This window comes from Ruegeria sp. S263 (assembly GCF_056780525.1).
The window spans coordinates 1,271,887-1,298,083 of the sequence record NZ_CM165558.1 but is presented as its reverse complement, the minus strand read 5'-3'; the positions used below and the strand labels follow the sequence as shown (position 1 = coordinate 1,298,083).

Here is a 26,197-nt window from a genome sequence, read left to right as displayed (position 1 = left end):
ACATCAGATTTACCAAGGGGTTCCCCATGCCACGTTTCGTCTTCGCTTTAGCTGTCCTTGCAACGCCCGCGCTAGCACAGGAAACCACTCTGGCCGGAACCGACGGCAAGAACTCTTTGGGCACCATCCCTTGCGCGACCATTGCAGGCGACGCCCTGCGTAGCTGCAACGCCGAGCTTAGGCGCCGTGACGATGGCGGTGCAACGCTGGCGGTAGGCATGGGCAATGGCGAGGCGCGCAACATCTATTTCACGGATGGCATCCCGGATTCGACCAATTCAACCGCCAAGCTCAGCTATGAAACGCGGGGCGACATCATGGTCATTTTTGTTGAGCCGGGAGAGGTGTACGAACTCCCCAAAGCCGCTTTGAATAATTAGTAATCGTGCGGCTGACCGTCATAGGTCTCAAAACATCCCGAAGTATCCAGAGACAGGGCTGCAAAACGGTCAACCAGACCATCCGCAGCCTCATCTACCGTGATCGCAGCCGCAGCACCGCCCATATCCGTCTGTACCCAGCCCGGATGATATATACCCACAGCAATCCCGTCGCCGCGCAGGTCTGCGGCAAGGTTACGCCCCAGATTGAGCGCGGCCGCTTTCGACGCGCGATAGATATAGCTACCTCCCGGTGCTCGCGTATGTGACGCCATTTGCGAGGACAGGATCGCGATTTTGCCTTGCGATGCGCGAAGATTGGGCAGCAAAGACTGAACGGTCAGGAAAACACCGGTCACATTCGCCGCAAATGTCTGCGCCCACATCTCGGCGGGATAACCATCAATGCGTTCCGCCTTGTCCAGATACACTCCGGCATTGCAGATCAAAAGGTCAACAGGCTGATCGCCCAATTGCGCAGCCATATCCGCATGGTGACCGGTGTCGGTCACATCCAGCACCACCTCGGCGCTGCCGTCCCGAGCGGTTCCTGTCACGTCATGGCCCTGCGCCCGATACCGGCCGGCAAGTGTCTTTCCGATGCCCCGGTTGGCTCCGGTAATCACGATATGCATGATCAGTTCGTCTTTCGGCTGGGCATGAAAGGAAGCGGTGCGACCGGCACCCCATCTTCGATTAGGGCTTTGGCCTCTTCCGGCTTCGCCTCGCCATAGATCGACCTCTCTGGTGCGTCGCCCAGATGCATTTTCCGGGCTTCGCTTGCAAAGTCCTTGCCGACGTAATCCGAATTTTCTTCGACCTTGCGCCGCAACTCGCTCAGAGCCTGCTCAACCTCCGGGGTCGGGCTGGTCATGTTCACGGCGTCTTCGGATGGGGCCGCCGTTTCGGTCCGTGCCTCAACACTGCGGGCAGAACGAACGCGCGGGGTCATGATCGCCTTCTCAACCTGCGCATCGCCGCAAACAGCACAGGTCACCATACCGGCGGCTGCCAACTTGTCGTAAGCTGTGGCCGACTGAAACCAACTATCAAAGGAGTGTCCCTTGCTGCACTTCAACGCGTATTGAATCATGATCCATCCAAAGTTCGATTGCAAAATAGATACTGACCCGCAAGCCAATAGCAAGGGTCGTTAAACCCGCGTCAGTGTGCAAACAGGGCTACCTTGCGTAACAATTGGGCAAGATCAGGTGAACGAACCCGACTGGCAGCCTTTTGCGGCGATAGCCACGCGCGCTGACGCTCATGGCATTCAGGATAAAACGCCGCCGTGGAACGGACCAAAAGCGGAAACACGTCCACCACACATAACACCGGCCCTTTCCGGCGCCGGTTTTTGTAATACAAGAAATTTCCGATCACGTCGGGCGTGCAGTCGCCGATTGCCCCCGCCTCTTCCCACGCTTCCTGTCGCGCCGTGGCTGACGGCGATAATCCATCAATCAGCCCACCCTTGGGTATGATCCAACGGCCTGACTTGCGCGTTGTCACAAGCAGGACCTCAGGGCCGTTTTCCAGAACACGATAGCACAAGGCAGCCGACTGCCTTTTGACCGGACCATGTCCGGTGAGTTGTTGATTTTGCTTCCAAAGCCTGTGCTCGATCACGCTTTGCCGCCCGTCGTCTGCCTCCGTCTCCGCAAGCCCCTTTGCGCTTTGACGCTTATTTGGTGGGACTTGGCAACAACCCTACCACATGAAGTGTTTTATTCCAAGCACTTACGGGAAATTACATACGAGCCGCCAGCTTTCGGAGCAGATCATCATGCGGAATGTCGGCATCCAGCGCCAAACGCCGCAAGCCAAAATGAACACGCGCAATCTGTTGGTAATACCGGGTGTAGACAAAATTTGTCCCTCCCCCCGCAATCGCCCCCAGAACAGGAACAGACTGCGCTGCCAACTTCTGTCCCAAGACAACGGACAATTTTGGCGCAACAGCAGCGATCAACCGCTGCATCGCGGGTCCCGTCAGGGTCAGCCGTACCGAGAAAAAACCAAGATCCGCGCCATCGTCGAAAGACAGCGGACCAGCAGCGGACAATACGCGGACACAGTCGAATTTCACGCCATCCTCCGAAGGATTAAAACCCTCTTGCGCTGCGGCACCCTGAATGGCCCGCAATAACATGGTGGTTGTCGCTGGCAGTTCCATCAATGCGGTTGAAACGCCGCCAATCCCTCCGGCCGCACCCATCGCCGTTGTCAGCGCCGTGTTGACCCAAGGCCGCTGATCCGGCACCGCCCGACGAGAGCTTTCCGCCGCATGCATGGCCATCCAAAGCGCCTGCTCAGTTGCCCCTGTCAAACCTTGCCTGACGGACGCAGGCAATTGTTCCAACAGGGATTCAGCCGATCCCCCGAGGCTGTTCAACAACTTGATACCTGGCCCACCGGCAGACTTGTAGTAGCGGGCCAAGCGGTCAAGTTCGGCTTCTGCATCCAGTTTTTCGACAAGAACCACGTCCTGCATACGTTCCCTCCTGCCCTAAAAACATTGGAATTTAGCTTTGCAAATTCAATAGCTCAGCGCGTCCAACGTGTAACAGGACCGCTCACGCCACGCCAAACGCCCGGTTCCAACTCTGCGCCCAATACACGGTCAGGGTTGGTAGGGGGCGGCATTTCCACCCCATTCAGACGCGAGAATCCAAAGCGCGCGTAATATGGGGCATCTCCGACCAACATAACCCTCTGCCAGCCCTTGTCGCGCCCGGCCTGCAACCCTTCGTGGATCAGAAAACCGCCAAGGCCCTCTCCCTGATGGGTCGGGTGAACTGCGACGGGGCCCAACAGCAATGCGTCGTGACCTCCCACATGCACGGGCCAAAACCGGATCGCGCCCGCCAGAATACCCTGCGCGTCGCGTGCCACCAAGGAAAGTCCCGAAACCGGCGGGACATCATCGCGCAGCCGATAAGACGACAGCGCCTCGCGGCCAGGCGCAAAACACAGGTCATAAAGCGCCTCGACCTCCCACCAATCGTCCGGCTCTTCCGGCCTGATCCCGAATTGCTGCACGCCTGCCCTCTTTTCCTTGCTGGAATTTGGCCTAACACTTCGTTACGCCTTGGGCAAATGCTTGGAGACCACATGTTCTATCGCCCCGAAGACGGCCACGGCCTGCCACATAACCCCTTCAATGCCATCATAACCCCGCGGCCCATCGGATGGATTTCTTCGCGAGACGTCGACGGGATAAACAACCTTGCGCCCTACTCGTTCTTTAACGGGGTTGCCTACACGCCCCCGCAGGTGATGTTCGCAACAACGGGCACAAAACATGATCAGGATGGTGGAAAAGACAGCGTCGCGAATATCGAGGCTACAGGGTTCTTCTGCGTCAATGTGGTTGCTCATGCACACAAAGACGCAATGAACGCCAGCTCAGCCAGGCTCGCGAAACACGTTGACGAATTCGAGCACGCAGGACTTACACCGATAGAGTGCGAAACGATCCCTTGCGCCCGTGTTGCGGACGCGCCTGCGGCGTTGGAATGCAAGCTCACCCAAATCGTGACGCTCCCCGGCGAGGCAAATCGCGTTGTGTTTGGGGAAGTTACCGGAATCCACCTGCGCGACGATTGTCTGAAAGACGGACTGTTCGATGTCACATCCTTCCAACCCCTGGCCCGGCTGGGGTATCGCGACTATTCGGTGGTCACCGACCTTTTCTCGCTGAATCGACCGGATGACTGAACGCGCAACAAGGGGGCTCTGCCCCCGCCGCCCTTGCAGGGCGACTCCCCCGGGATATTTCTAGCCAGATGAAGCGGGGGATCCGTACTTCATCTGGCTAGAAATATCCCGGAGCGCGAGGCAGAGCCTCGCAGAAGACTCAGTGACCGCCCAGAATTCCAGTTCGGACAGAATAGTCTACTGCGATTTCGTAATCCGGGTCATCGTCGCTATCGACCATCAGGTGACCTGCCTTGTTCAGCAGTTTGTGACAGTCGCGGCTGAGATGGCGCAGCATCACGCGCTTGCCGGCTGCCTCGTATTTGGCTGCGATGTTCTCGATGGCCTGCAATGCCGACTGGTCAACGACACGGCTTTCGGCAAAATCTACAATGACCGTTTCCGGGTCATTTGGAACATCGAACAGTTCGACGAACCCATCGGAAGACCCGAAGAAAAGCGGGCCCTGGATTTCATAGACCTTCGCACCTTTTTCGGTTTCGGATTCACGGGTGATAGCATGAATGCGCTTTGCGTTGTTCCAAGCGTAGGCCAGAGCCGAAACAATGACGCCGACGACAACAGCCACGGCTAGGTCTTCCATAACCGTAACAACAGTGACCAGAACGATGACGAATGCGTCCATCAGCGGCACCTTGCGCATGATATTGAACGAGTTCCAAGCGAAGGTACCGATCACAACCATGAACATCACACCTACCAGAGCCGCAAGCGGGATCTGCTCAATCAGGGGTGAGGCGAACAGGATGAAGACCAACAGGAACAAGGCCGCAGCGACCCCGGCGATACGTGTGCGGCCACCAGATTTCACGTTGATCATCGACTGGCCAATCATCGCGCAGCCGCCCATGCCGCCAAAGAACCCGGTGGCGACGTTCGCGACGCCCTGAGCGATACACTCCTGCGATGCACCGCCACGTTTTCCGGTGATTTCACCGACAAGGTTCAGGGTCAGCAGGGATTCGATCAGGCCAATGGCCGCAAGAATGACAGCATAGGGCAGAATGATTTCAAATGTTTCCCAGTTCAGCGGGACCATCGGAATGTGGAAGGGCGGCAGACCTCCCTCAATCGACGCCAAATCCCCGACGCGCGGAACGTCCAGACCAAAACCGATCACCAGAGCGGCCACCACGACAATCCCCGCCAAGGGTGCGGGAACGACGCGGGTAATGCGTGGCATGATCCAGATCACCGCCATGGTCAGCGCCACAAGCCCCAACATGGTATAGAGTTGGAGGCCCGAGAGCCACTCTCCGCCGCCAACGCCATGGCCGGTGTTCTCCATTGTACCGGGCACTTTGAACTGGCCCAACTGCGCCAGAAAGATGACAATTGCCAGACCATTCACAAAGCCCAGCATGACCGGGTGCGGGACCAGTCGGATAAACCGGCCCCAGTGCATAGCCCCGGCAATCATTTGCAGAATGCCCATCAAGACCACCGTCGCGAACAGGTATTCCACCCCATGTTCAGCCACCAGCGCCACCATCACAACGGCCAAAGCACCAGTCGCACCTGAAATCATACCGGGTCGGCCACCGATCAGCGCCGTGATCAGGCCCACCATGAAGGCCGCGTAAAGCCCCACCAGCGGGTGCACGCCGGCGACAAACGCGAATGCCACCGCCTCGGGAACCAAAGCCAACGCGACCGTAAGGCCGGACAACAGCTCAATCCGCAACCGCGAGACCGTTAGACCCTCGTCCGGCACCCAACGCAGGTCGGGTTTTGCAATTCGAGAGGCAAAGCTTGCCAGCATAGCTCGGGGCATTGGATGGTCCTGTCGGTCTGATCTGTTCGCGCGAAAGGGGTCTTCTACCCGGCATTGCCCCGCAAAGCCACCGCGTCCAGTGGGAGGCTGGTATGCGCCAGGCGCATATCAGGTATCTCGCAAAGTCGTGAATTGAACAGTTGAACCACCGCAGGCACCTATGCGGCATGCGATGGTTGATCCTTTTCCTACTGGCCCCGATCACTGTGCTTGCACAAGACCTGCAGGGCAATGACACTGCCAGCAATTGGCGTGTAACGCATTTCGAATCCCACGGCGTTTGGAATTCGATCTGCGATGAACGCGAAGAATACGGTGCCTTGAAACAGCGGTGCTACATCCGGCGCGCCGAGGTCTTTTCCTATCGCCCAAATTTCGGGGCGCAGTACATATTCATCACACCGGCCCCCGACGGCGTGGAAATCGAGTTTGGTATTGAACCGGGTACGCTGTTCTCGCACTCGGGCTTTCGCATTGATCGAGAACAGGGCGTTGCTTGGCGTACGCGCAGGCCGGGCTGCCTGACTGGGCTTGGCTGCACGTTCAAAGGGCCGCGCGCAGATGAAATCGTTCGGGCGATGCTGGAGGGCGTTGAATATCGCTTTGTTTTCCGCGACCGGCACGGGCAGGCGCAGGACCTGACTTGGCCGTTGCAAGAATTCGACGCAGCCTGGCAGGATTTTCAACAGCAGGCGCAAGCTCGTAACCTGTTGACGTCACAGCATTAGGCATTCCCTCTTGTCAATCAGAACGACACAGCCCACAAATCCAGATGCAGCCACCTCAACCGGAGAATTCACGTGACCCAAACCAAGATTGCAGTCATTGGCGGATCAGGCATCTACGACATCGACGGGCTGGAGAATGCCGAATGGGTCACCGTTGAAACCCCTTGGGGTGACCCTTCAGATCAAATCCTGACCGGATCGTTGTGTGGCGTGGGCATGGCATTTCTGCCCCGTCACGGGCGGGGTCACGTTCATTCGCCAACCGATGTGCCTTATCGCGCCAATATCGACGCGCTGAAACGTCTGGGCGTGACGGATTTGATCTCGGTATCTGCCTGCGGGTCGTTCCGCGAACAAATGGCGCCGGGCGATTTCGTGATCGTCGATCAGTTCATTGATCGGACCTTTGCACGAGAAAAAAGCTTCTTCAGTTCGGGTTGCGTCGCCCATGTCAGTGTCGCCCACCCGACCTGCCCGCGCCTGTCGGATGCGTGTGAAACAGCAGGCAAGGCCGCTGGTATCAATATCCATCGCGGCGGAACCTATCTGGCCATGGAAGGACCGCAATTCTCGACCCTGGCAGAATCCAAGATGTATCGGGAACAGTGGGGCTGCGATGTGATCGGCATGACCAACATGCCCGAAGCCAAACTCGCGCGCGAGGCCGAGCTTTGTTATGCATCAATCGCGATGGTCACTGACTATGACAGTTGGCACCCCGACCATGGTGAGGTCGACGTGACATCAATTATCGCAACGCTGACAGGCAATGCCGAGAAAGGCCGCGCGTTGGTCAAAGGTCTGCCGAACCTGCTGGGGGCCCAGCGCGCACCATGTCCGCACGGATGTGACCGGGCACTGGAATACGCCATCCTAACTGCGCCTGACAAACGCGACCCGGCGTTGCTTGCCAAGCTGGATGCCGTTGCCGGGCGCGTGCTCTGACGCTTATTGCGCCAGCGTTTGCTGAACTTCATCCCACAGCCCGTGGGACCAAAGGTCGTTATGGCTGCCCTCCGGGATAACGTGAAGCTGCGCGGTGTCGCCTGCCATGTCAGCCAGTGCCTGACCGTGATGCAACGGAACCGTTTCATCTTCTGTTCCGTGAAAGATCAGGGTGGGCACGGTAACGCGGTCGATTAAGTCTCGGGTCGCGAACTGATCTTTCATCAAAAGAGAAACCGGAAGGAACGGATACCGTTCTGCGGCCACGTCGACAGTTGCAGTAAATGGTGCCTCCAACACCAAGAGTTGCGCATTGGGACGCTGTTCCGCCACGGCTGCGGCAACACCCGTGCCAAGGCTTTGGCCATGCAGCACGACATCCGCGCCCTCGCCCGCCAATTTGTCGTACATCTGGATTGCGTCCGCTATCAGCGCAGGCTCGGACGGCTCGCTCTCGCTGCCGGGATAGCCGCGATAGCTGGGGGCGAACAGACCAAAGCCGCTATTGAGAATCTCGCGCATGCGATCCGCACGATCCCCCAAATTTCCGGTCTGGCCATGAAAAAACAGGACCGTCGGCGCGCCTTCTGTTGCCGGAGGCGCGCTCCACGCTGTCAGGACTGCGCCGTCTGCCATCGGGAGTGAGATCACATCCACATCCGCCAGACCGACTGCGCGGGGCTCTGGCAGGTCTCCGTCCGGCTTGAACAGCAGAGATTGCTGGTTGAGGTACATATACCCAACGATGCCAGCGTAGACCGCTGCACCAAGGACGACCGCCAAAATCAGAACGCTCTTGAATACTGCGGACCTTCCCTCGCGCTTGAACACAGTCGCGGTTTCGTTGTGCGTGTCGGTCATTGCTCTCCTCCCGGTTAGGTGCCGGATGATCTGAGTTTGGGGGAGCTGCCGCTCGTTTCAAGGTTCAGGCGCGCGGCTTAATGCAATCTTTAGACTGTTGCCGATACGCCAGACGCCCGGCCAATTCGCAGTCAACCATTGAAACTGCCTAGCTGACCTCCCGATTTGTTTACTGACCGCAGCCCCAGTTGCGCCACAAAGTTGCGACAAGCAGGGGCTGTTGAGGCAAGGACAGACATGAAACGACTAGACGCATTGGACGCCGCTCGCTTTTTTTGCATTTTGCGGCATGGTATTGGTGAATTTCCGCATTGCTGCGCAGGTTGCGCCCGGCAATGGTTGGGCATCCACCTTTGTCGATGCGCTGGAAGGACGCGCGGCGGCGCTGTTCGTCATTCTTGCCGGGGTAGGCGTGGGTCTGTCCAGCGTCCCGGTTTCTGCGCTGCTGCGGCGTGCTGCGTTTCTGTTTGTGCTGGGCCTGATCAACATGACCGTGTTCGATGCCGATATACTGCATTTTTACGCGCTGTATTTCGTGGTGGGCGCTGCGTTTCTGACCTCGACAACACGCGGCCTATGGGCAGGCGCTCTTGTAATCGTCGGTTTGGCATCCGCGGCGAACCTCGTATTCGACTATGATCGCGGGTGGGATTGGGCCACGCTGACATATGCAGACCTTTGGACAATGTCGGGGTTCTTGCGCAACACGCTGTTCAACGGCTGGCACCCCGTTCTTCCTTGGGCCGCGTTCCTTTTGATTGGAATGGCGATCGGTCGGTCAGAGCTAAACACAATCTGCATTCAGCATCGTCTGATCATGTGGGGGTTTGGTGCGGCAGTACTGGCTGCATTCCCTCAGATTCTGGTGTCTGACCCCGAACTTGCGACCTATCTGGGGACTGAGTCCATTCCGCCGGGGCCGTTCTACATCCTCGCGGGAAGTGGCACATCCTGCATGGCAATCGGGTTACTTTTGAAACTTTGGCCACTGATTGAAAAATCCGGTCTAGCCCCTGCCCTCACCACGCCCGGACGGATGAGCCTGACGCTGTATATGGCGCATATCCTGATCGGGATGGGCATTCTAGAGGCCGCCGGACTTCTGAACGGTTCGCTATCCGCGCTGCAAATCGTAACTTATGCGCTTGGGTTTTGCGCCGTGTCATCGGTTTTTGCGGTGATATGGGCGCGCAAATTCAAACGCGGCCCGCTTGAAGCGCTGATGCGCCGTGTTACCGAGCCTCGCCGGGCTTGACCTTCGCGCTTGGGCAAGGCTTGGTGTCACGACTGTCCCGAAAGGAACCCTCATGTCCCTAGAGCTTTGGCTGGCGTTTGTCGCTGCATCAACAGCACTGTTGCTGATCCCTGGACCGACTGTTCTGCTGGTTCTCAGCTACGCTTTGTCAAAAGGTCGAAGCGTCGCCGTTGCATCGGCCACTGGTGTGGCGCTGGGGGATCTTGTGGCAATGACGGCCTCGTTGCTTGGACTGGGCGCGCTGGTTCTGGCCTCAGCTACACTATTTTCTGTTCTGAAATGGGTTGGCGCGGCGTATCTGGTTTGGCTGGGGATAAAACTGCTGCGCAGCGCCCCGTCTGGCGGGCTGGAAACCGTGGAATCTGGGCGGGATGTCACGGCGCGCAGCGTGTTTGGCCATGCCGCCGCCGTCACCGCCCTGAACCCCAAGTCCATCGCATTCTTTATTGCGTTCGTGCCGCAATTTCTGCGCCCGTCAGAGCCTTTGGGCCCTCAGTTCGCAATTCTGATCGCCACCTTCGTGGGCTTGGCCTGGCTCAACGCGCTGGCCTATGCGCTGTTGGCTGATCGGTTGCGCGTTATGATCGGACGCGCGGGCGTCATCACCGCAATTACACGGTTCGGCGGATTGACCTTAATCGGTATGGGTGTGGCGACCGCGATATTACGACGCCCGGCCTGACCCGTCAGTCGCTGGCGTTTTCCTTCATGAAGCCGCGAATGAACCGACGGATTTCCCGTGCGGCCGACGTATCCAATTCCTTGCACAACTCGACAAAAGCGTCGCGTTCATCCTTATCCAGGCGCAAGACCAACTGACTGTTTTTCTTGGTAGAACCCTTGCCGTCTTTCTTTCCCACGCGCTTTGTCCCCATCAAAACCTTGATTCTTTAAGCGATGCATTGTATATACATAGCATAGAAGATGTAGTTATCGAGCAACTAACAACAAAATAGGATTATGGCAATGAACCTTCACGCAGCTCAGGCATTTCTGTTGCGAGATCAGCGTAACTGGCGCAAACCTCACCTCTCGTGGCTGCCTGCCGCATTGTATCGTTATTACGGGTTGCCGAACTCGGTTTCGAAAAACCGCAAGTAATGCGGCGGCAATCTTTTCTTGCATGACCGATGCCAATGGGCCAAACAGCCCAGCGTGTTTTCACGCCAAAGGGGTTGGACATGTCCAGAAACAAGTCGGTCAAGGATTACATACGAACAATCGTTGATTTCCCGCATGAAGGGATCATGTTCCGCGATGTCACGACGCTGTTTGCTGACCCTCGCGGGTTCCGCATGGCCATCGACCAGATGCTGCACCCCTATGCAGGCGAACAGATCGACAAGGTCGTCGGGCTTGAGGCACGCGGCTTCATTCTGGGTGGGGCAATCGCACACCAACTTAGCGTTGGCTTTGTGCCGATCCGAAAAAAGGGCAAGCTGCCGGGGACCACAATCAGCCAAGATTATAAGCTGGAATACGGCGAGGCGATTGTCGAAATCCACGATGATGCCATCCAGCCCGGCGAAAAGATCCTGGTTGTGGACGATCTTCTGGCAACTGGCGGAACCGCCGCAGCCGGTATCAAGCTGATCGAGCGGCTGGGCGGTGAGATCGTTTCGTGCTCGTTCATCATCGATCTTCCCGAATTGGGGGGCCGCAAAGTGCTGGAAGACATGGGTATGGATGTGCACGTTCTATGCGAATTCGAAGGGCTTTAGCGGTCAACCGATCACAGAATCGTGAGTGGAAACTTCAGCTCAGGCTGGCTTAGCGCCGGCCTGCCCTAGATCAACCCGACAAGATAGACATATTCAATGATCCTGTTTCGAGGGTTCACCGTACCCCTGTTGATGCCGCTGAAGGCATGCCAACAAGGGAAAGTCTATCATGTTTCGCAAACTCGCAATCGCTGGCGTAGCAAGCCTGTTCGTCTCATCAATCGCTTTCGCGGATGGTCACTCGAAAGACATCGTTGACACAGCCGTCGGTGCCGGCAGCTTTGAAACTCTTGTCGCTGCGGTTCAGGCGGCTGAACTGGTCGATACCCTGAAGGGCGAAGGCCCCTTCACGGTATTCGCGCCAACTGACGAGGCCTTTGCAGCCCTGCCCGAGGGCACGGTTGAAACCTTGCTCAAGCCCGAAAATAAAGACCAACTGGTTGCCATCCTCACCTACCACGTGGTTCCCGGCAAAGTCATGTCAGGGGACCTGTCCGATGATATGAAGGCCGCCACAGTCCAAGGCGGAGAGGTTACGATCGACCTGGACAATGGCGTCATGATCAATGACGCATCGGTCGTTCAGGCGGATATCGAAACGTCGAACGGCGTGATCCATGTGATCGACAAGGTCATTCTGCCCGACTCGTAATTACCTTCTAGCGGTCCGGGTGATCCCGGGCCGCTCTAACGTCTTCAACACCGCACCGGGGTTCATGATCCCTTTCGGATCAAGCGCCGCCTTTATGGCGCGCATCGCGTCCAGCTTGACCGGGTCTCCGTATCTTTCCAGATCCCCCACTTTCAGACGCCCTACGCCATGCTCCGCGCTCACGGATCCACCGAACGCGTGCACAAGGTCATGGACCGCGCCTTTGATTTCGGCTCTCACCCCATCAAATTCTGATCGGTCACGTCCCTGCGTAGGGAAGACGTTGTAATGCAGGTTGCCGTCGCCCAGATGCCCAAAGCAGTTGATGCGAAAGCGACCTATCTTTTCGATCACACCCGCGCCTCTGCGAATAAACTCAGGTATCTCAGCGATCGGGACCGAGATATCGTGGCTGGACACCGACCCGATTAACCTGTTGGCCTCAGGTATATGTTCGCGAACAGACCAAAGGTCCATGCGCTGCGCTTCACTCTGTGCGATCACCGCATCCACAACTAAATTTCGCGCATCCGCTGCTTCATAGAGCGTTTCAAGTGCATCTGTTGGTGACTGTCCGGCAGACAACCCGACCTCGATTAATACAGACCACTCAGGATGCGCGGTGAACGGCTGTCGGATGTCGGACAAAACCTCGGACAGGAATTGCAAACCCTGGCGGTGGATCAACTCAAACGCGCTGACGCTGTCGCCCATCTGGTCTCGGGCCAAGGCCAGCAGATCAATCGCCGCTTCGGGTGAGGCCACCTGCACCATCGCAGTTCCAGTGGCTGCCGGACGCGGAAACAGCTTAAGCGATGCTGCCGTGATGATCCCCAGCGTACCCTCGGCCCCGATCAGCAGATTGCGCAGGTCGTACCCGGTGTTGTCTTTCCGCAGGCGGCTTAGGCCATTCCAAATCTCGCCGTTCGGCAAGACGGCCTCCAGACCCAGACAAAGATCACGCGCATTGCCGTAGCGCAGCACATTGACCCCGCCCGCGTTGGTTGCAAGGTTCCCACCAATCCTGCAAGACCCCTGCGCCGCCAGCGACAGTGGAAAAATACGATTCTGACGCTGCGCAGCCAATTGAACATCTGCCAGAATTGCGCCCGCCTCGGAAATCATCAGATTTTCAGCAGGATACACGGCTCGGATTGCGGACATCCGCTCCAGCGAAACAAGCAACGGGGCCGGGCCGTCGGGCATGATCTGGCCACCAACCAGCCCCGTCCCGCCACCATACGGAACTACCGGTACAGTCGCCTCTGACGCCAACCGGACCAAAGTCGAAACCTCCTGGACCGACCGCGGCAGGGCCAACAGCCCGGCCTTACCGTGGAACCGGCGGCGAGGTTCCTCAACATATCGTTGGGATACGGGTCGCAGCACATCGTCACCCAAAGCGGCGCGAATGCGATGGGCAAAGGTATCATCTGCCGGGTGCAGTCTCATGCCCTTTCCATGCCCAAGCCGCGCCTGCGCCACAAGCCCTATTCCAGATCGATCAGGTATTGCGGCTCCAGAACAACAACGGTTGGCCGGTCGGGAAGTGTCTTCAAAGACACCGTAATTTCCGAAACCCCGTCCCGCTGCACAGGGAATTCATCGCGAATATCGACCAGAAACCGATCCAGCGAAAAGCCCGAAAACCAGTGCATCGGAATAATGACCGAGCTTTTCAACCGTTTCAGCACCTGGATCATATCCGGCAATGGCATGGTCGTACCACCATCCACGGCGGCCATTACCACATCCAACCTGCCCAGTGCCGCGAATTGTTCGTCTGACGGAACATGATGCAGATGACCCAGATGCCCGATGCACAGCCCTTCAACCTCGAATACGAAGATCGAATTGCCACGTTCTTCGATACCACTATAGGCCGAGCGGATGTCGGTTGAGACATTGCGCACCAGCATCTCACCCAGATCAAGGTAATGGTCGATACCTTGCCCGAACTCTCCCCAACCGGGCAGAACGTGCGGAATGGCTGGATCAGGATGAGCGGTCCAGTGGGTGCTGTGGGCGTGATTCATGGTGACAATGTCAGGAATCAGATCAGCACCGCCAATGAAGCCGGTGAAATCCGTCACCGCGTTCAATCCGCCCTGCGTCTGAATCAGGAAAGAGGCATGAGCGACATAGCTGATCCGAACCGAAAATTCGGGAACCGGGTCCTGCCACGAAGCCTTATGAACGTATTCAATTCCCGGCGCCGCATCGGCGATGGCAATACAGTGGCTGGGCCGCCGCTCCTGCGCCGCCGCCCCACCCGAGATCACCAACAATGCCGCTGCTACCGTCCAACGCATGACTTGATTGTAGCGCAAGCGTTCGCCAAGTCATGCCCCTTATTCTTCTGTTCAAAAATACTTCGGGGGAGGTGCCGCTTGCCGCGACGGGGGCAGCGCCCCCTACCCCGTTCGATCGGTACACTTCCCCTAACGTCGAGAAACCATCGCCCTTGAATGCGATCGCTAAGACAACGCCCCAAGCGCGAACGCCAAATTCTACCCTGAACGGCCAGTCGCCGCTGGATAGGCGGCAAGGGACGCTTCAACAGTGCCAGTCTCACTTATTCCGGAATTTCAGCTGCGCGTATTCGCTCATCAATCCTATCAGCATGACGGTTGTAGTTCCGGTTTTGCAGAAACAACGATCGGTATCTGCTGACCTAGGCGTCCGGCTCCCTTGCAAAAAGCTCACGCTTCGCCACAGCACACGCCTGCTCTTCACCAGCTTCGTGCAAACAAGTTACGAATTGGACGTATGTCGAGAAAATCGTCGGGTATTGGGCAAGTGCCGCGCGACCATGCGAAAGGTACTCAACGCCAGGTCGGTTGGAGTAGAAAATTGAACAACACATGGCGAGATGAGCTCGGAATGCCAATGGATCGCGCGGGCATAGGCGAATGGCGTGCGCGGCGCTCCGGTCATGCAGGTCTCCAAGAAGACGGGCAACATTCGCGCCGTGCCTTTGTTGTTAAAGACGCAGAGATGAATGGCACAGTAAGATACCTTGGCTTCGAACTCGAAGATGCCTTGGCAATAAGGGAGGCCATTGAAATCTGAGCCTCCCGCAACGATCCAGCGTCTTGGCCTACGTGCCAAATTCTGAAAATCTTTGGGTATCGCTCACCCGTGACTGTCGCTGGTGCTTGAGGCTTTTGCCGCGGATTTACCGCAGACCGTTCCAAGGCGCTTGATCCGCGACGTCTTCGATCTCGTACCCCATTTCTCCGACGCATGCGCAGGCATAGATATCCTCGGTCGTGAAGTCTCCGGACGTCATGGGGTCATCTTCACCAGCGGCATCATCCCCTTGGTATTTTGCACCCCCGAAATCCTTCCAGAAACCCCAGCTTTTCCACTGTTGCTTCTGAAACGCCCAGTCCGACGCATTCGCCAGCTTTGTCCGGTTCTCAATCCGTGTCAGGTCGGGGGCCAATGGCGTGATGATGAACAGGTTCCAGCTTTCTTCACTGGCACCGATACCAATGCCGGGAAACAGCATTGGAACCCACGCCCCGACATGCGGTTCGGGGATCGTGCGCGGCATAGGGATGTTTGAATCGTGGTTCTTTGCATACTCAGCCGACGGGGGTTCCCAAAAGTGGTAATGCGGCCCCTTCCACCCGTATTCGGCCTTGGCGTGGTCATACATATGCAGCGTGTTCGAATGCAGATGACTCAGGTGGTAGACGTCGATGTAGTTCTCAACAACGATCTTCCAGTTGGCCCTGATCTCGTAGCTGTTCCGCCCTTCGGCATATTCGACAAGTTCCTCAGGATTATGAGGGCCTAGGAAGGGATCAACCTCCCCAAACCATTCCGCCAAGTTCGGCGCGTCCGGGTCGGGGTGAACAAACAACATACCACGCCAGACATCCACGCTGGCCGGTTTTAAGCCCAGGCAGGACTTATCAATGCCATTGGGAAACTCGGTCGCCTCATCGGGCACCGAGATCAGGTTGCCTTCCAGATCGTAAGTCCAGTCATGATATGGGCAGGTCAGTGCCTTTTGCGTCTTGCCGACCGCGCGGATCAACTGTGTGCCCCGGTGGCGGCAAATATTGTGAAAGGCGCGAAGTCGGTGATCACGCCCCATCACAATGAACAGGTTGTTCAGGCCCGCCTGAACCGAAAGGTAATGTCCCGGGCCTTCGATATCCTCGACCAAACCCGCAAACCTCCACGTACGGGAAAAGATCGTCTGTTGTTCGCGGTCGAACCAGTCTTGCCCGGTATAAGCCTCGACCGGCAGATTGTGATACATTTTGGTCATCTCACATCCTCAGGCAAGCAGATGGGCGTATTGGGGAAACAGGCTGGCGGCGATCATCATCAGACCCAACGCTGCCCACAGACCGACGATCGCCCAATACAGGATCGGGTCCTCCGCGCGGTTGATCTCGAAAACCAGAAAGGCCTGCCCGTTCAAAAGTGTCGGGACGATCCACCAAACAAAGAGCAACCCCCAAACCCAATAGAGACCCAGCGCAGTACCCGCCAACAGTATAGGCAGCGCGATGTAGTTCGCAGCTCTGGCTCGGCTCATGGTGCGGTCTCCAATGTAGACGCAAGCATGGAGGCCGCCAATTTCAATTCCGCGCGCCATTGTGCGGGAAGCTCCAGCGGAGACAAGGCGTCCATGCTGACGAAAATCGCCGAGATTCCCTGTGTCACCGCCCGAATGTTTTCATCCGTTGCGTCCGGGCTTGCGCGTTTCAAGACGTCTTCGACAACGTCGAAGAACTCTGTAAGGCTGTCCATCAGGTCTTGTCTCAGATCCGGTCGATCCGGAACGGCTGCCACCAGCGCCTGATAGGCCAGCATTAGCCGTGGATCGGTTCCGCTATCATCGGCGAAAAGCGCGTCCACAAGATCAGACGGCGTGGCCCCGTTCGGCAAGACCTCACGAAGCCCATTCAGAGATTCCGCAAACCCGGCAACAACATATTCAGCCAACGCTGTGATCATATCATCCTTGTTGCCCAGATAATGACGCAGAAGCGGACGCTTGACGCCAGCTTCCTCGGCAATGCGCGCCAGCGTCGCCCCTTCAAGCCCATACCGCGCAACGCAGGACAGGTAAGCATCCAGAATTTCCTGGGATCTTTGGTCTTTTAGCGAAGGTCTAGGCATAAGGGCACCATAAATTGTCATGATTGATAAATAACAATCGAAAGTTATTTGTCAATCATGACAATTTACTTTCTTGTCGCCCCTTTTCACCTAACCTGTGTCGGAAGATTTTTGGCGCAGACGGAAAGGCAGCCATAGCTCTACGCGGATCTGTTCGTCATATTTGGCAGTATCAAACGTCTAGTAATGCCAATCACGCACCCCTAACGACCGTCTGCTTTCCGTCGATTCTGTTGAAACCGGTTCGTCGTTGAATAGGACAGCAGTGCGAACAAAGCGATCCTACGTAGCGGCTGCGCTACAAAGGCATTCCGGAAGATTCCATCGCTCCGAGCCAGCGATCGAGAACACCCGGTGCTATCCAAAGACCAGCATTAACGTCTCGTTCTCGGGCGACGGTCCAGTCTGGGTTTTCAGCAAGATAATCCGTCATTGCCTTTTTGGCTTCTTCGCCATTGCCAAGGCAGTTATGAATTGCAGCAAGCATCTTGTTGGCCGCTATTGGCATTGAATGAAACGCCTGAAACGTCTCAAGCGCTTGTTTACACTCTCCTACCTGCCACTGAATTCTCGCTTTTTCCCACTGAACGTCGTACCCATAAAATGGATCTACGAGTTCGGCTTCCGCGATCACTTCCAATGCCTCTTCTGTCTCGCCGATAAAGCCCAGCGTCTGCGCCAACGTGGTTCTTGCAAACGATGATGATGGATTGAGTTCGATCGCACGACGGAACGCATTTGCTGCGGCGCGAGGATCGTTGTTCATCGTCAAAGCGCGCCCCAATGCGTGATAGGCCATGAAATTATTTGGATCAAGCTCTACCCCCCGACGAGCCAGATCGAGCATCCTTATGCGTATCTTCTCTTCATCGCCTTCGATCCAACCATAGCGCAGGCCGATCCGCAGCGAGAGTGCCTGCCCAAGGTGACCCCAAGCAGAATCCGGGTAGTCTTTTAAGGATTGCTCCTGTTCCTCGATGTTCTTCAACAGGCTCTCGCGGCTGAAGTTTCTCATGATCCGGCTCTGTGCAGCATTCGCAATCATCAGCGCGCTGACATCGTCTTTCGTCATCCGCGCCACCTCGGTTTCAATAACCTTGTTTCCAACAGATTCAGCTACATTCAAACTGATCACATTGTTCGTTTTCAGCAAATCCTCGAGAGGGACATCCATATCATCGGCCCAGATATGTGCTTCGGTTTCGCCGTCAATCAAATGCGCCGAAATCTGCAGCCGTGCGCCATCGTACTGTTGCGTGCCTTCGAGAATAAAGTCGGCGCCCAATTGATCGGCAATGTCAGAGATACCCAGATCGGAGTCACGGAACTTGAAGCTGGATCGCCTTGAAATCACTTTCATCTGCGGATACCGCGCCAATGATGTGATGATCCCGCCACTCACCGCATCACTTAAGAAACCCTTGTGTTCCGGACTGCTAAAATCCTCGAAAGGTAGCACAGCGATAACCGGCGGCTTAGCAACCTCCGGTCGCAAGAAATTCACGACACCTGCGACAGCCAGAACCGCAATTGCAGCGGCCAGCAGCCACCTCTTCATCATGTGGTAGGGTAATTTGACGTCGGGTTTTGTGATCTTTGGAGGAGTGTCCAGAGCAAGCGCTTGCGAGCGCTCATCCAATTCGATCTGATAAACTTCTACCGGCGCGGAGATATTCTTAACCTCTTGCGGGCCCATAGATGAAAAGGTGAGATCGAGCTTACCGTTCACTTGATCAAAGGCAGTGCGCGTTATGCAAATGCCACCGGGGTCCGCAAGCCCTTCGACCCGAGCGGCAACATTCACGCCGTCGCCATAAATGTCGTCCCCCGCCGCAATGACGTCACCCACGTTGATCCCAATGCGAAACTGAATAAGCTTGTCTTCGGCACAACCTTTTTGGGCCGCAGTAATGGCGAATTGCACATCAACTGCAAAGCGTACCGCATCCATGACGCTGACAAATTCAACGAGGCTTCCATCTCCCATCAGCTTAACGATGCGGCCATTGTGCCGTTCGATACGGGGATCTATCTCAATACGCCGGAGGTCTTGGAGTGCCGTCAGGGTGCCGCTTTCATCGCGGCTCATTAGGCTCGAATAGCCCACGACATCAGCCGAGAGGATCGTCGTCAATCTGCGTTCATGTTCGTCGATTTCCAAGGTTCATATCTCCGCTAGGCCAAGCCTAACCCAAACAAGAACCATTCGTCGAGTAGACGGAGGTTGGCCAAAAAACCTTGGATATTGCTTCAAACGAACGGCGTCGGCTTGATTGCGCACACACCGCATTGCCGGTGGAAAATACGCGAGGGAGTAAGTGAATTGGGCTCACGCTGACAAATACGGGATGGTACCAGCCAAAAGTGCATTCGACGCCTTGGCTGTGCCCTACCCAGCGTCCGTCTTGCCGCGCCGATCCGAGCGCAGACAGGCGTACAACACATGCGTCCGCCACCGCCCGTTTATCTGTAAATAGGACTGCGCCACGCCCTCATATTTGAACGCCGACCGCTCCAACAACCCGCGCGAAGGTTTGTTTTCGGGCAAACACGCCGCCTCGATCCGGCTCAGGTCAAGTCGGGTAAACGCATGGTGCACGACCGCGCCAATCGCCTCGCGCATATAGCCATTGCGCGCATAAGCCTGCCCGGTCCAATAGCCCAGCGTCCCCGCCTGTGCCGGTCCGCGGCGGATGTTGTCCAGCGTGATCGCACCCACCAGCACATCATCCTCGCGCCGGAACAGAAACAACGGTATCGCCGTCCCACTCGCGACCGAGCGCTGCGCCCAATAGACCCGGTTGGTGAAGGACTTGCGGCTCAGGTGATCCTTGGCCCAGATCGGTTCCCACGGCGTCAGGAACTCTTTCGAGGCCCGCCGCAGCGCGGCCCAATCGTTGAAATCGGAATGAACCGGCGGGCGCAGACTAAGACGCGCTGTCTCAAGTTTCAGCTTACGTCGGCCCAACAGCATCACGCCGCACGCCTCTCCTGCAATTCTGCCAGCGTTGGCGCGCCGGATACCGGGCCGTACAAGGCCAGCGCGGCCGGAGCACTGATCGCCAGACGTTCAGCAAAATCGCGAACGTCGACGGTGCTGACAGCGTCAATTTTAGCGATTGTTTCTTCAAGCGGCGGCACGTCGCCCCAAATCTGAACCAGCCGCGCCAATCGCTCGGCCCGGTTCGATGGGCTTTCCAACCCCATCAGCATTCCGGCCTTCATCTGTGCGCGGGCACGGGCAACTTCTTCGGGGTTCATGTCATCGGCGGCGCGCTTCATCTCGTCGATGGTGATGGTCGCCAGTTCGCCAACCTGATCTGCCGAAGTTCCGGCATAAATCGTCGTGGTCCCGGTATCAGCATAGGCTCCGGTCTGCGCGAAAATCGTGTAGCACAGGCCCCGAGTCTCTCGGATTTCCTGAAACAGCCGCGAGGACATGCCACCCCCCAGCGCTGTCGAGTAAATCTGGGCCGTATAGATCGCATCATCACGGTAGCCCGGGCTTTCAAAAGCCAGCGCGAAATGGGCTTGTTCCAAATCCTTTTGCTGTCGGGCTTCCCCGCCTGTGAACCGGGCTGCTTCGGCAATCAAACCTTTGCGCGGATGCAGATGGCCGAACATCTCTTCGGCCATTTTCATCAACGCGTCGTGGTCCACCGCACCTGCCGCCGACAAGATCATCTGTTCCGGCCCATAGTGCTCGGACACAAAACCGGACAGATCCTCACGCGAAAACGCCGAGACCCGCTCGGTCGGCCCCAGAATGGTGCGGCCTAAAGGCTGGTCGTGATAGCTCTGCTCTTGCAGCCAGTCGAAAATCACATCGTCGGGCGTGTCATATGCCTGACCGATTTCCTGCAGGATCACGCCGCGCTCAACCTCGATCTCGCGCGGGTCGAAAACCGGGTTCAGAACGATGTCGCCGATCACGTCCATGGCCAGCGCCACGTCATCTTTCAGAACACGCGCGTAATAGGCCGTCACCTCGCGCGAGGTATAGGCGTTGATATATCCGCCCACATCCTCGATCGCTTCGGCGATTTGCAGCGCGGAACGCCGCTCGGTTCCCTTGAACGCCATATGTTCAAGGAAATGCGCGATGCCGTTCTGTTCGATCCGCTCATGCCGCCCACCGGCGGTCACCCAGATGCCGATGGCCGCAGATTGCAGCCCCGGCATATGTTCACTGACGATCCGAAATCCGTTCTTCAGCTGGTCTTGTCTGACAGTCACTCGGCGATATGCCCTTTGATATGATCCTCGAGGGCACCCAGATCATTGGCAATCCGCGTTACCCGTTCCGGACGTTCATACAGATCAGACATGCGGGATGGAAGAGGCGGATGCTCCCCGCTCGCCTTCTCGACCGCCGCCGGGAATTTCGCCGGATGTGCGGTGGCCAAAGTGATCATCGGAACCTCTGCCTTGCGATGCTCCTCACCGACCTTGATACCAATGGCCGAGTGCGGGCAGACCAGCTCAGCGCTATGGGTCAGCGTCTGCTTGATGGTCTCAAGCGTTTCATCCTCGGACACACGGCCAGAGTCAAAGCTTTCGCGCAGCGCCTCCATTGCGCCTTGGCTGACGTTAAAGCCGCCAGTCTTCAGTTCATCCATCAATTGTGCCACGGCGCTGCCGTCCTCGCCATAGGCATAATACAGCGCCCGTTCAAAGTTCGAGCTGACCTGAATATCCATCGACGGGCTGATCGAAGGGATGGTGTCGCCTTTGAAATACCCCTCACCCGAGAGGCAGCGATGCAGGATGTCGTTCTGGTTCGTCGCCACCACCAGACTGTCGATGGGCAGGCCCATACGTTTGGCCAGATAGCCCGCAAAGATGTCGCCGAAATTGCCGGTGGGCACGGTAAAGCTGACCTTGCGATGCGGCGCGCCAAGGCTGACGGCGGCCGAGAAGTAATAGACGATCTGCGCCAGCACCCGCGCGAAGTTGATCGAGTTCACCCCAGCCAGTTTCACCCCGTCGCGGAAGTCGAAATCGTTGAACATATCCTTCAGCGCCGCCTGACAATCGTCGAAGTCACCATCCACAGCCAGCGCATGAACATTGCTGTCGGCAGGCGTGGTCATTTGACGGCGCTGCACCTCGGACACACGGCCATGCGGGAACAGGATGAACACGTCCACAGCGTCCAGCCCCCGGAACGCCTCAATCGCGGCAGATCCGGTATCGCCACTGGTCGCGCCCACGATGGTCACGCGGTCATTGCGCCGTTTCAGGGCCACTTGGAACAACTGACCGATCAGTTGCATGGCGAAGTCCTTGAAGGCCAGTGTCGGCCCGTGGAACAATTCCAGCAGAAAGTGGTTTTCGTTCAACTGTTTCAACGGCGCGCGGGCGTCGTGACCGAAGCCTTCATAGGCTCGCGCGATGATGTCTTTGAACTCATCTTCCGAGAACGAGCCGCTGACATAGGGCCACATCACGCGAAACGCGATTTCTTCATAGGGCAGACCGGCCAATGCCGCGATCTCATCATGGCTCATCACCGGAATCTCGGCGGGCAGGTACAGGCCACCGTCGCGGGCCAATCCAGTCAGCATCGCCTCTTCAAAGGTCAGTTCCGGCGCTTGGCCACGGGTCGAGATGTATTTCATTGCGTTTCACTCTTTGCAGGGGCGCGGTTGCGCCACAGGAAATAACCGGTCATCGCGGCCCAGACCAGAGCCAGACCAAACCATGTGATTGCGTATTGCAGATGATCGTTTGGGATGCCCGCCGTATCCACTGGCAAGGGCGTTATGCCGGGATCGGTTTCCGATCGGGCGATCAACAGTATCGGCTCTGCCCCAAGCGCAGCGGCCAGATTGGGTACGTCGCGCGCGAACCAAATGTTGGCGTCGATATCGGCGTCGGGCGTATAACTGTCGATCTCATCCGGCCAGTGTAGGTTACCGGTCACGGTCATCGGCCCAATCAGACGCTCAGCTTGTTTTGCCGATGTCGGCACAAAACCGCGATCCACCAGAATGGTGCGGCCGTGCGTACTGAACGACTGAATAATCCGATAGCCCGCCCCGACCTGTTTGACCGAAACAAGTATATGGATTTCACCCGGCTCAATATCACCCGAAATCGTGACTGGCAGGTATTTGTCGGTATCTGCTGAAACGGTCTGCGGAAGGTCTACGGGTTCAGCCGCAATGCGTGCGTCGATCTCTGCCAGCACACCCTCTTTCCAGGCGAGCCGCTGCATCTGCCAGATGCCTAGCGAGATCAGCACGCCCAGACCGGCGACACCAAAGATCAGCAGGAACAAAATGCGGCGCATGGCGGGGTCGTGACCTTATTGCAGAAACCGGCGTCTTGTTAAGGGCGGAGCGGTCCCGATTGCAACCACGCAATTGTATGGGGCGCAATCTTGCGTCCAAGTAAGGAAAAAGCCGCCCCAACGGGCGGCTTTTGCATTTGGTTCACCTGATCAGCGTCACATCAACGGGGCTTGTCCCCAGATGTAGACAGCGAAGAACAGGAACAGCCAGACAACGTCAACGAAGTGCCAGTACCATGCGGCGGCCTCGAAACCCACGTGCTTTTCTGGGGTAAAGTCACCGCGAAGGGCACGGATCAAACAGACCGTCAGGAAGATCGTCCCGATGATGACATGCGCGCCATGGAAACCTGTTGCCATGAAGAAGTTCGAATAGAACTGATCGCCGCCGAATTCCCAGCCTTCATGGGCCAGCAGTTCATAGTATTCAAACGCTTGTAGGAAGGTAAATGCGATACCCAGTACAATGCCGATCGCCAGGCCATTGATCAAAGCCTTGCGATCATTGTCATGTACCAACGCGTGGTGCGCCCAGGTAATCGCGCAACCCGACAGCAGCAGGACCAGAGTGTTGATCAGCGGCAGGTGGAACGGATCAACCGCGTGGATATCCGGCTGAATGTATTCGGTGCCGGCATAGTCGTACATCGGATACATGCGATGCTTGAAGAACGACCAGAACCAGGCAAAGAAGAACATCACCTCGGACATTACGAACAGGATGAAGCCATAGCGCAGGCCGATACGCACAACCGGCGTGTGATCGCCCGCACGGCTTTCGGCCACCACTTCGGACCACCAGGCGAACATGGTGTAAAGAACGGCCACCAGACCCATCCAGAACATGAACGACGTAACGCCGTGCATCCACAGGACGGCTCCGAAAAGCATCACAAAACCACCGATCGCGCCGATCAGCGGCCAGATCGACGGGGCCAGAATGTGATAATCATGGTTTTTAGCGTGTGCCATCAGCGTCCCTCACCTAAAGGCATTAGTTCGTTGTTGTATCAGCCTGCGCATCGAGGGCGGCATAGCCCTCGGGCAGGTCAATTTCGTAGAATGTATACGACAGAGTGATCGTATGCACATATTTCGCTTCCAGATCCTCGACCATTTCAGGGTCGACGAAAAAGCTTACCGGCATCTGAACCCGCTCGCCGGGTTCAAGCACCTGTTCCTCAAAGCAGAAACAAGCGATTTTCTGGAAATAGCCACCCGCAGAATACGGCGCGACATTGTAAGACGCCTGCCCCGCAATCGGGCGATCGGTCGGATTATATGCCTCATAAAAGGCCAACCCGGTCTCGCCGATGCGCACTTCCATCTCGCGCTCGACCGGTTTGAATTCCCACGCCATATCTTTGGCTTTGGACGCATCAAAGCGGACGGTGACAGTACGGTCGAGAATGTCCTCGGGCGCGGCCTCGGCCACACCGGTCGTGCCGCCAAACCCGGTGACGCGGCAGAACCAGTCATAAAACGGCACCGCAGCCCATGCGAGGCTTCCCATCAGGATCACCACGCCAACGGTCTGCGCAACAGTCTTCTGAGGACCTGACAGCGCCATCAGTTCTGCACCTCTTGCGTGGCCATATTGAAGTCGGTGCCCGAGACTTTGACGATCGTCAGACCGAAGATGATCACGATAAACGCGGCCAACGTCAGGCCAACACCCAAATTGCGGCTGAACCGGCGCTGATGCAGTTCATGGCTTTTTCGCAAACTCATGACCAGCCTCCCAGACCATAGGGTCTCAGTAACGCCTCGATCAGAATCGCGCCGAAATGCAGGAAAAGGTACAGCAGCGACAACTTGAAGAAGCTCCGCTCAACCTTGAAGTTGTCAGCTTCTGAGTCGTCTTCGGTCCGACGCGCGATTGCCCATGCGCCCCGCAGGAACAAGGCATTCATCACGACGGCTACGGTCAGATAGATCGGGCCGCCAATGCCCGAAAACGCGGTACCTACGGCCAGCAGCGCCAAAAGCGCAGTATAGATCAAAATGTGCCAGCGGGTTGCACGGCGACCATGCGTTACGGTCAGCATCGGCACACCGGCATCGTCATAGTCCGAGCGCATGAACAAGGCCAGGGCCCAGAAATGCGGCGGCGTCCACATGAAGGTCAGAGCGAACATAAGCCACGGTTCGATCGACATCGAGCCCGTGGCAGCAACCCAGCCGATTACCGGCGGGAACGCCCCTGCTGCGCCACCGATTACGATGTTCTGGGGCGTCAAGCGCTTCAGCCACATCGTATAGACGACAACGTAAAAGAAGATCGTGAACGCAAGGAATGCCCCTGCGAACCAATTGGTTGCCAGCCCCAGCATGATGACGGACAGGCCCGACAGCGCCAGCCCCAGCGACAGCGCCTCGCGTTCCTGCACTTTTCCAGCCGGAATCGGGCGGCCCTTGGTACGTTTCATCACCCGGTCGATATCTGCATCCCACCACATGTTCAGCGCGCCAGACGCGCCGCCACCGATAGCGATGAACAGGATCGCACAGAAACCGACGAACGGATGCACCGATACCGGCGCCGCCACCAGCCCCACCAAAGCCGTGAAAACCACCAAAGACATCACACGTGGTTTCAGCAAAGCGAAATAATCGCCAAAGCTGGCCTCATCCACGTGCGCCGTGGCGGTCACTTGGCTGGCATTGATGCTTGCGTCGCTCATGTCCGGTCCTTTTGGGGCAAAAGCTGCGCGATCCCCG

Annotated in this window: 32 protein-coding genes; 10 read left to right on the top strand and 22 right to left on the bottom strand. The window is 57.1% G+C overall.

The window, feature by feature from the left end; all coding sequences use genetic code 11:
* The first annotated feature begins 26 nt into the window (after window positions 1–26).
* Window positions 27–380, top strand: a complete 354-nt coding sequence (locus tag ACT2B1_RS06490; protein ID WP_481668789.1) for a hypothetical protein — start codon at window positions 27–29, stop codon at window positions 378–380.
* On the opposite strand, the gene ACT2B1_RS06485 is transcribed toward ACT2B1_RS06490, so the two are convergent.
* The 5 genes from ACT2B1_RS06485 to ACT2B1_RS06465 all read right to left on the bottom strand — a co-directional run bounded on the left by ACT2B1_RS06485 (window position 377) and on the right by ACT2B1_RS06465 (window position 3,422).
* Window positions 377–1,015, bottom strand: a complete 639-nt coding sequence (locus tag ACT2B1_RS06485; protein ID WP_481668788.1) for an SDR family NAD(P)-dependent oxidoreductase — start codon at window positions 1,013–1,015, stop codon at window positions 377–379. The two genes, ACT2B1_RS06490 and ACT2B1_RS06485, sit on opposite strands and share 4 nt — an antisense overlap.
* Before the next feature lie 2 nt (window positions 1,016–1,017).
* Window positions 1,018–1,473, bottom strand: a complete 456-nt coding sequence (locus ACT2B1_RS06480; protein WP_171121888.1) for a DUF1178 family protein — start codon at window positions 1,471–1,473, stop codon at window positions 1,018–1,020.
* A 71-nt stretch (window positions 1,474–1,544) separates the two neighbouring features.
* Window positions 1,545–2,009 carry an NUDIX hydrolase gene (locus ACT2B1_RS06475; RefSeq protein ID WP_171239979.1) on the bottom strand — a complete coding sequence of 155 codons (465 nt, stop codon included), beginning with the start codon at window positions 2,007–2,009 and terminating at the stop codon, window positions 1,545–1,547.
* Between the two features lie 121 nt (window positions 2,010–2,130).
* Entirely contained in the window at window positions 2,131–2,874 is a 744-nt protein-coding gene (locus ACT2B1_RS06470) for an EcsC family protein (RefSeq protein ID WP_171125646.1), read from the bottom strand.
* A 53-nt stretch (window positions 2,875–2,927) separates the two neighbouring features.
* Window positions 2,928–3,422: a GNAT family N-acetyltransferase gene (locus ACT2B1_RS06465; RefSeq protein ID WP_171121885.1), complete on the bottom strand. Its 495-nt coding sequence runs from the start codon at window positions 3,420–3,422 to the stop codon at window positions 2,928–2,930.
* Between the two features lie 72 nt (window positions 3,423–3,494).
* Here ACT2B1_RS06465 and ACT2B1_RS06460 point away from each other — a divergent pair, with 72 nt between their 5' ends.
* The gene (locus ACT2B1_RS06460) at window positions 3,495–4,100 is read left to right on the top strand and encodes a flavin reductase family protein (protein WP_481668787.1); all 606 of its coding nucleotides are present in this window, start codon (window positions 3,495–3,497) and stop codon (window positions 4,098–4,100) included.
* A gap of 139 nt (window positions 4,101–4,239) precedes the next feature.
* Here ACT2B1_RS06460 and ACT2B1_RS06455 read toward each other — a convergent pair whose 3' ends face one another.
* Window positions 4,240–5,874, bottom strand: coding sequence for a SulP family inorganic anion transporter (locus ACT2B1_RS06455; RefSeq protein WP_171125652.1), 1,635 nt, complete (start codon window positions 5,872–5,874; stop codon window positions 4,240–4,242).
* A gap of 167 nt (window positions 5,875–6,041) precedes the next feature.
* Between ACT2B1_RS06455 and ACT2B1_RS06450 the strand changes: the two genes are divergently transcribed.
* Both ACT2B1_RS06450 and ACT2B1_RS06445 read left to right on the top strand, forming a co-directional pair.
* A complete protein-coding gene (locus ACT2B1_RS06450; protein ID WP_171239978.1) occupies window positions 6,042–6,602 on the top strand; it encodes a hypothetical protein in 561 nt (186 codons plus the stop codon).
* A gap of 72 nt (window positions 6,603–6,674) precedes the next feature.
* Complete coding sequence (locus tag ACT2B1_RS06445) at window positions 6,675–7,547, top strand: S-methyl-5'-thioadenosine phosphorylase (RefSeq protein WP_171239977.1); 873 nt, start codon at window positions 6,675–6,677, stop codon at window positions 7,545–7,547.
* Between the two features lie 3 nt (window positions 7,548–7,550).
* Here ACT2B1_RS06445 and ACT2B1_RS06440 read toward each other — a convergent pair whose 3' ends face one another.
* Window positions 7,551–8,408, bottom strand: a complete 858-nt coding sequence (locus tag ACT2B1_RS06440) for an alpha/beta hydrolase (protein ID WP_481668786.1) — start codon at window positions 8,406–8,408, stop codon at window positions 7,551–7,553.
* 289 nt (window positions 8,409–8,697) lie between these two features.
* On the opposite strand from ACT2B1_RS06440, the gene ACT2B1_RS06435 reads away from it, so the two are divergent.
* Both ACT2B1_RS06435 and ACT2B1_RS06430 read left to right on the top strand, forming a co-directional pair.
* Window positions 8,698–9,663 (top strand): DUF418 domain-containing protein, encoded by a 966-nt coding sequence (locus tag ACT2B1_RS06435; protein ID WP_481668785.1) that lies wholly within the window; start codon window positions 8,698–8,700, stop codon window positions 9,661–9,663.
* A 52-nt stretch (window positions 9,664–9,715) separates the two neighbouring features.
* On the top strand, window positions 9,716–10,345 hold the full coding sequence (locus ACT2B1_RS06430; RefSeq protein ID WP_171210926.1) for a LysE family translocator: 630 nt from the start codon (window positions 9,716–9,718) through the stop codon (window positions 10,343–10,345).
* A gap of 4 nt (window positions 10,346–10,349) precedes the next feature.
* Here ACT2B1_RS06430 and ACT2B1_RS06425 read toward each other — a convergent pair whose 3' ends face one another.
* Window positions 10,350–10,523, bottom strand: a complete 174-nt coding sequence (locus ACT2B1_RS06425; RefSeq protein WP_219635839.1) for a hypothetical protein — start codon at window positions 10,521–10,523, stop codon at window positions 10,350–10,352.
* A gap of 106 nt (window positions 10,524–10,629) precedes the next feature.
* Here ACT2B1_RS06425 and ACT2B1_RS06420 point away from each other — a divergent pair, with 106 nt between their 5' ends.
* The 3 genes from ACT2B1_RS06420 to ACT2B1_RS06410 all read left to right on the top strand — a co-directional run bounded on the left by ACT2B1_RS06420 (window position 10,630) and on the right by ACT2B1_RS06410 (window position 12,036).
* Entirely contained in the window at window positions 10,630–10,764 is a 135-nt protein-coding gene (locus ACT2B1_RS06420) for a hypothetical protein (RefSeq protein ID WP_255431662.1), read from the top strand.
* A gap of 80 nt (window positions 10,765–10,844) precedes the next feature.
* Window positions 10,845–11,384 (top strand): adenine phosphoribosyltransferase, encoded by a 540-nt coding sequence (locus ACT2B1_RS06415; RefSeq protein WP_171121877.1) that lies wholly within the window; start codon window positions 10,845–10,847, stop codon window positions 11,382–11,384.
* 169 nt (window positions 11,385–11,553) lie between these two features.
* A complete protein-coding gene (locus ACT2B1_RS06410) occupies window positions 11,554–12,036 on the top strand; it encodes a fasciclin domain-containing protein (protein ID WP_171125662.1) in 483 nt (160 codons plus the stop codon).
* Here the strand turns inward: ACT2B1_RS06410 and ACT2B1_RS06405 are convergent, their stop codons facing one another.
* Together ACT2B1_RS06405 and ACT2B1_RS06400 are read right to left on the bottom strand one after the other, a co-directional pair.
* Window positions 12,037–13,488: an FAD-binding oxidoreductase gene (locus ACT2B1_RS06405; RefSeq protein ID WP_481668784.1), complete on the bottom strand. Its 1,452-nt coding sequence runs from the start codon at window positions 13,486–13,488 to the stop codon at window positions 12,037–12,039. It abuts the gene before it with no gap.
* A 38-nt stretch (window positions 13,489–13,526) separates the two neighbouring features.
* Window positions 13,527–14,348: an MBL fold metallo-hydrolase gene (locus tag ACT2B1_RS06400; RefSeq protein ID WP_481668783.1), complete on the bottom strand. Its 822-nt coding sequence runs from the start codon at window positions 14,346–14,348 to the stop codon at window positions 13,527–13,529.
* Between the two features lie 571 nt (window positions 14,349–14,919).
* On the opposite strand from ACT2B1_RS06400, the gene ACT2B1_RS06395 reads away from it, so the two are divergent.
* Window positions 14,920–15,108, top strand: coding sequence for a hypothetical protein (locus ACT2B1_RS06395; RefSeq protein ID WP_481668782.1), 189 nt, complete (start codon window positions 14,920–14,922; stop codon window positions 15,106–15,108).
* A gap of 106 nt (window positions 15,109–15,214) precedes the next feature.
* Here ACT2B1_RS06395 and ACT2B1_RS06390 read toward each other — a convergent pair whose 3' ends face one another.
* The 12 genes from ACT2B1_RS06390 to cyoE all read right to left on the bottom strand — a co-directional run bounded on the left by ACT2B1_RS06390 (window position 15,215) and on the right by cyoE (window position 26,160).
* Complete coding sequence (locus ACT2B1_RS06390; RefSeq protein WP_481668781.1) at window positions 15,215–16,321, bottom strand: Rieske 2Fe-2S domain-containing protein; 1,107 nt, start codon at window positions 16,319–16,321, stop codon at window positions 15,215–15,217.
* Window positions 16,322–16,330: 9 nt separating this feature from the next.
* Window positions 16,331–16,594, bottom strand: coding sequence for a hypothetical protein (locus ACT2B1_RS06385; RefSeq protein ID WP_171241106.1), 264 nt, complete (start codon window positions 16,592–16,594; stop codon window positions 16,331–16,333).
* Window positions 16,591–17,181, bottom strand: a complete 591-nt coding sequence (locus ACT2B1_RS06380) for a TetR/AcrR family transcriptional regulator (RefSeq protein ID WP_171241105.1) — start codon at window positions 17,179–17,181, stop codon at window positions 16,591–16,593. Before ACT2B1_RS06380 ends, ACT2B1_RS06385 begins: the two co-directional genes overlap by 4 nt.
* Window positions 17,182–17,479: 298 nt before the next feature.
* Entirely contained in the window at window positions 17,480–19,342 is a 1,863-nt protein-coding gene (locus tag ACT2B1_RS06375) for an adenylate/guanylate cyclase domain-containing protein (RefSeq protein ID WP_171241104.1), read from the bottom strand.
* Window positions 19,343–19,570: 228 nt separating this feature from the next.
* Entirely contained in the window at window positions 19,571–20,155 is a 585-nt protein-coding gene (locus ACT2B1_RS06370; RefSeq protein ID WP_171121872.1) for a GNAT family N-acetyltransferase, read from the bottom strand.
* Window positions 20,155–21,417 (bottom strand): M16 family metallopeptidase, encoded by a 1,263-nt coding sequence (locus tag ACT2B1_RS06365; RefSeq protein ID WP_171241103.1) that lies wholly within the window; start codon window positions 21,415–21,417, stop codon window positions 20,155–20,157. The genes ACT2B1_RS06370 and ACT2B1_RS06365 overlap by 1 nt, the downstream gene beginning before the upstream one ends.
* Window positions 21,414–22,802, bottom strand: a complete 1,389-nt coding sequence (gene thrC / locus ACT2B1_RS06360; RefSeq protein WP_171241102.1) for a threonine synthase — start codon at window positions 22,800–22,802, stop codon at window positions 21,414–21,416. Before thrC ends, ACT2B1_RS06365 begins: the two co-directional genes overlap by 4 nt.
* Window positions 22,799–23,476 (bottom strand): SURF1 family protein, encoded by a 678-nt coding sequence (locus ACT2B1_RS06355; protein ID WP_171241101.1) that lies wholly within the window; start codon window positions 23,474–23,476, stop codon window positions 22,799–22,801. The genes thrC and ACT2B1_RS06355 overlap by 4 nt, the downstream gene beginning before the upstream one ends.
* 156 nt (window positions 23,477–23,632) lie before the next feature.
* The gene (locus ACT2B1_RS06350) at window positions 23,633–24,448 is read right to left on the bottom strand and encodes a cytochrome c oxidase subunit 3 (RefSeq protein ID WP_171121868.1); all 816 of its coding nucleotides are present in this window, start codon (window positions 24,446–24,448) and stop codon (window positions 23,633–23,635) included.
* Between the two features lie 22 nt (window positions 24,449–24,470).
* The gene (locus tag ACT2B1_RS06345; RefSeq protein WP_171125681.1) at window positions 24,471–25,046 is read right to left on the bottom strand and encodes a cytochrome c oxidase assembly protein; all 576 of its coding nucleotides are present in this window, start codon (window positions 25,044–25,046) and stop codon (window positions 24,471–24,473) included.
* Window positions 25,046–25,207, bottom strand: a complete 162-nt coding sequence (locus ACT2B1_RS06340; protein ID WP_162896804.1) for a hypothetical protein — start codon at window positions 25,205–25,207, stop codon at window positions 25,046–25,048. Before ACT2B1_RS06340 ends, ACT2B1_RS06345 begins: the two co-directional genes overlap by 1 nt.
* The gene (cyoE, locus tag ACT2B1_RS06335; RefSeq protein ID WP_171241100.1) at window positions 25,204–26,160 is read right to left on the bottom strand and encodes a heme o synthase; all 957 of its coding nucleotides are present in this window, start codon (window positions 26,158–26,160) and stop codon (window positions 25,204–25,206) included. Before cyoE ends, ACT2B1_RS06340 begins: the two co-directional genes overlap by 4 nt.
* Window positions 26,161–26,197: the final 37 nt, after the last annotated feature.

Excerpts from the sequence above, each read along its gene's own strand:
- ACT2B1_RS06490 (WP_481668789.1), top strand. The coding sequence starts at position 27 with ATGCCACGTTTCGTCTTCGCTTTAGCTGTCCTTGCAACGCCCGCGCTA.
- ACT2B1_RS06485 (WP_481668788.1), bottom strand. The coding sequence starts at position 1,015 with ATGCATATCGTGATTACCGGAGCCAACCGGGGCATCGGAAAGACACTT.
- ACT2B1_RS06480 (WP_171121888.1), bottom strand. The coding sequence starts at position 1,473 with ATGATTCAATACGCGTTGAAGTGCAGCAAGGGACACTCCTTTGATAGT.
- ACT2B1_RS06470 (WP_171125646.1), bottom strand. The coding sequence starts at position 2,874 with ATGCAGGACGTGGTTCTTGTCGAAAAACTGGATGCAGAAGCCGAACTT.
- ACT2B1_RS06460 (WP_481668787.1), top strand. The coding sequence starts at position 3,495 with ATGTTCTATCGCCCCGAAGACGGCCACGGCCTGCCACATAACCCCTTC.
- ACT2B1_RS06455 (WP_171125652.1), bottom strand. The coding sequence starts at position 5,874 with ATGCCCCGAGCTATGCTGGCAAGCTTTGCCTCTCGAATTGCAAAACCC.
- ACT2B1_RS06450 (WP_171239978.1), top strand. The coding sequence starts at position 6,042 with ATGCGATGGTTGATCCTTTTCCTACTGGCCCCGATCACTGTGCTTGCA.
- ACT2B1_RS06440 (WP_481668786.1), bottom strand. The coding sequence starts at position 8,408 with ATGACCGACACGCACAACGAAACCGCGACTGTGTTCAAGCGCGAGGGA.
- ACT2B1_RS06435 (WP_481668785.1), top strand. The coding sequence starts at position 8,698 with ATGGTATTGGTGAATTTCCGCATTGCTGCGCAGGTTGCGCCCGGCAAT.
- ACT2B1_RS06430 (WP_171210926.1), top strand. The coding sequence starts at position 9,716 with ATGTCCCTAGAGCTTTGGCTGGCGTTTGTCGCTGCATCAACAGCACTG.
- ACT2B1_RS06420 (WP_255431662.1), top strand. The coding sequence starts at position 10,630 with ATGAACCTTCACGCAGCTCAGGCATTTCTGTTGCGAGATCAGCGTAAC.
- ACT2B1_RS06415 (WP_171121877.1), top strand. The coding sequence starts at position 10,845 with ATGTCCAGAAACAAGTCGGTCAAGGATTACATACGAACAATCGTTGAT.
- ACT2B1_RS06410 (WP_171125662.1), top strand. The coding sequence starts at position 11,554 with ATGTTTCGCAAACTCGCAATCGCTGGCGTAGCAAGCCTGTTCGTCTCA.
- ACT2B1_RS06405 (WP_481668784.1), bottom strand. The coding sequence starts at position 13,488 with ATGAGACTGCACCCGGCAGATGATACCTTTGCCCATCGCATTCGCGCC.
- ACT2B1_RS06400 (WP_481668783.1), bottom strand. The coding sequence starts at position 14,348 with ATGCGTTGGACGGTAGCAGCGGCATTGTTGGTGATCTCGGGTGGGGCG.
- ACT2B1_RS06395 (WP_481668782.1), top strand. The coding sequence starts at position 14,920 with ATGCCAATGGATCGCGCGGGCATAGGCGAATGGCGTGCGCGGCGCTCC.
- ACT2B1_RS06390 (WP_481668781.1), bottom strand. The coding sequence starts at position 16,321 with ATGACCAAAATGTATCACAATCTGCCGGTCGAGGCTTATACCGGGCAA.
- ACT2B1_RS06385 (WP_171241106.1), bottom strand. The coding sequence starts at position 16,594 with ATGAGCCGAGCCAGAGCTGCGAACTACATCGCGCTGCCTATACTGTTG.
- ACT2B1_RS06380 (WP_171241105.1), bottom strand. The coding sequence starts at position 17,181 with ATGCCTAGACCTTCGCTAAAAGACCAAAGATCCCAGGAAATTCTGGAT.
- ACT2B1_RS06370 (WP_171121872.1), bottom strand. The coding sequence starts at position 20,155 with ATGCTGTTGGGCCGACGTAAGCTGAAACTTGAGACAGCGCGTCTTAGT.
- thrC (WP_171241102.1), bottom strand. The coding sequence starts at position 22,802 with ATGAAATACATCTCGACCCGTGGCCAAGCGCCGGAACTGACCTTTGAA.
- ACT2B1_RS06355 (WP_171241101.1), bottom strand. The coding sequence starts at position 23,476 with ATGCGCCGCATTTTGTTCCTGCTGATCTTTGGTGTCGCCGGTCTGGGC.
- ACT2B1_RS06350 (WP_171121868.1), bottom strand. The coding sequence starts at position 24,448 with ATGGCACACGCTAAAAACCATGATTATCACATTCTGGCCCCGTCGATC.
- ACT2B1_RS06345 (WP_171125681.1), bottom strand. The coding sequence starts at position 25,046 with ATGGCGCTGTCAGGTCCTCAGAAGACTGTTGCGCAGACCGTTGGCGTG.
- ACT2B1_RS06340 (WP_162896804.1), bottom strand. The coding sequence starts at position 25,207 with ATGAGTTTGCGAAAAAGCCATGAACTGCATCAGCGCCGGTTCAGCCGC.
- cyoE (WP_171241100.1), bottom strand. The coding sequence starts at position 26,160 with ATGAGCGACGCAAGCATCAATGCCAGCCAAGTGACCGCCACGGCGCAC.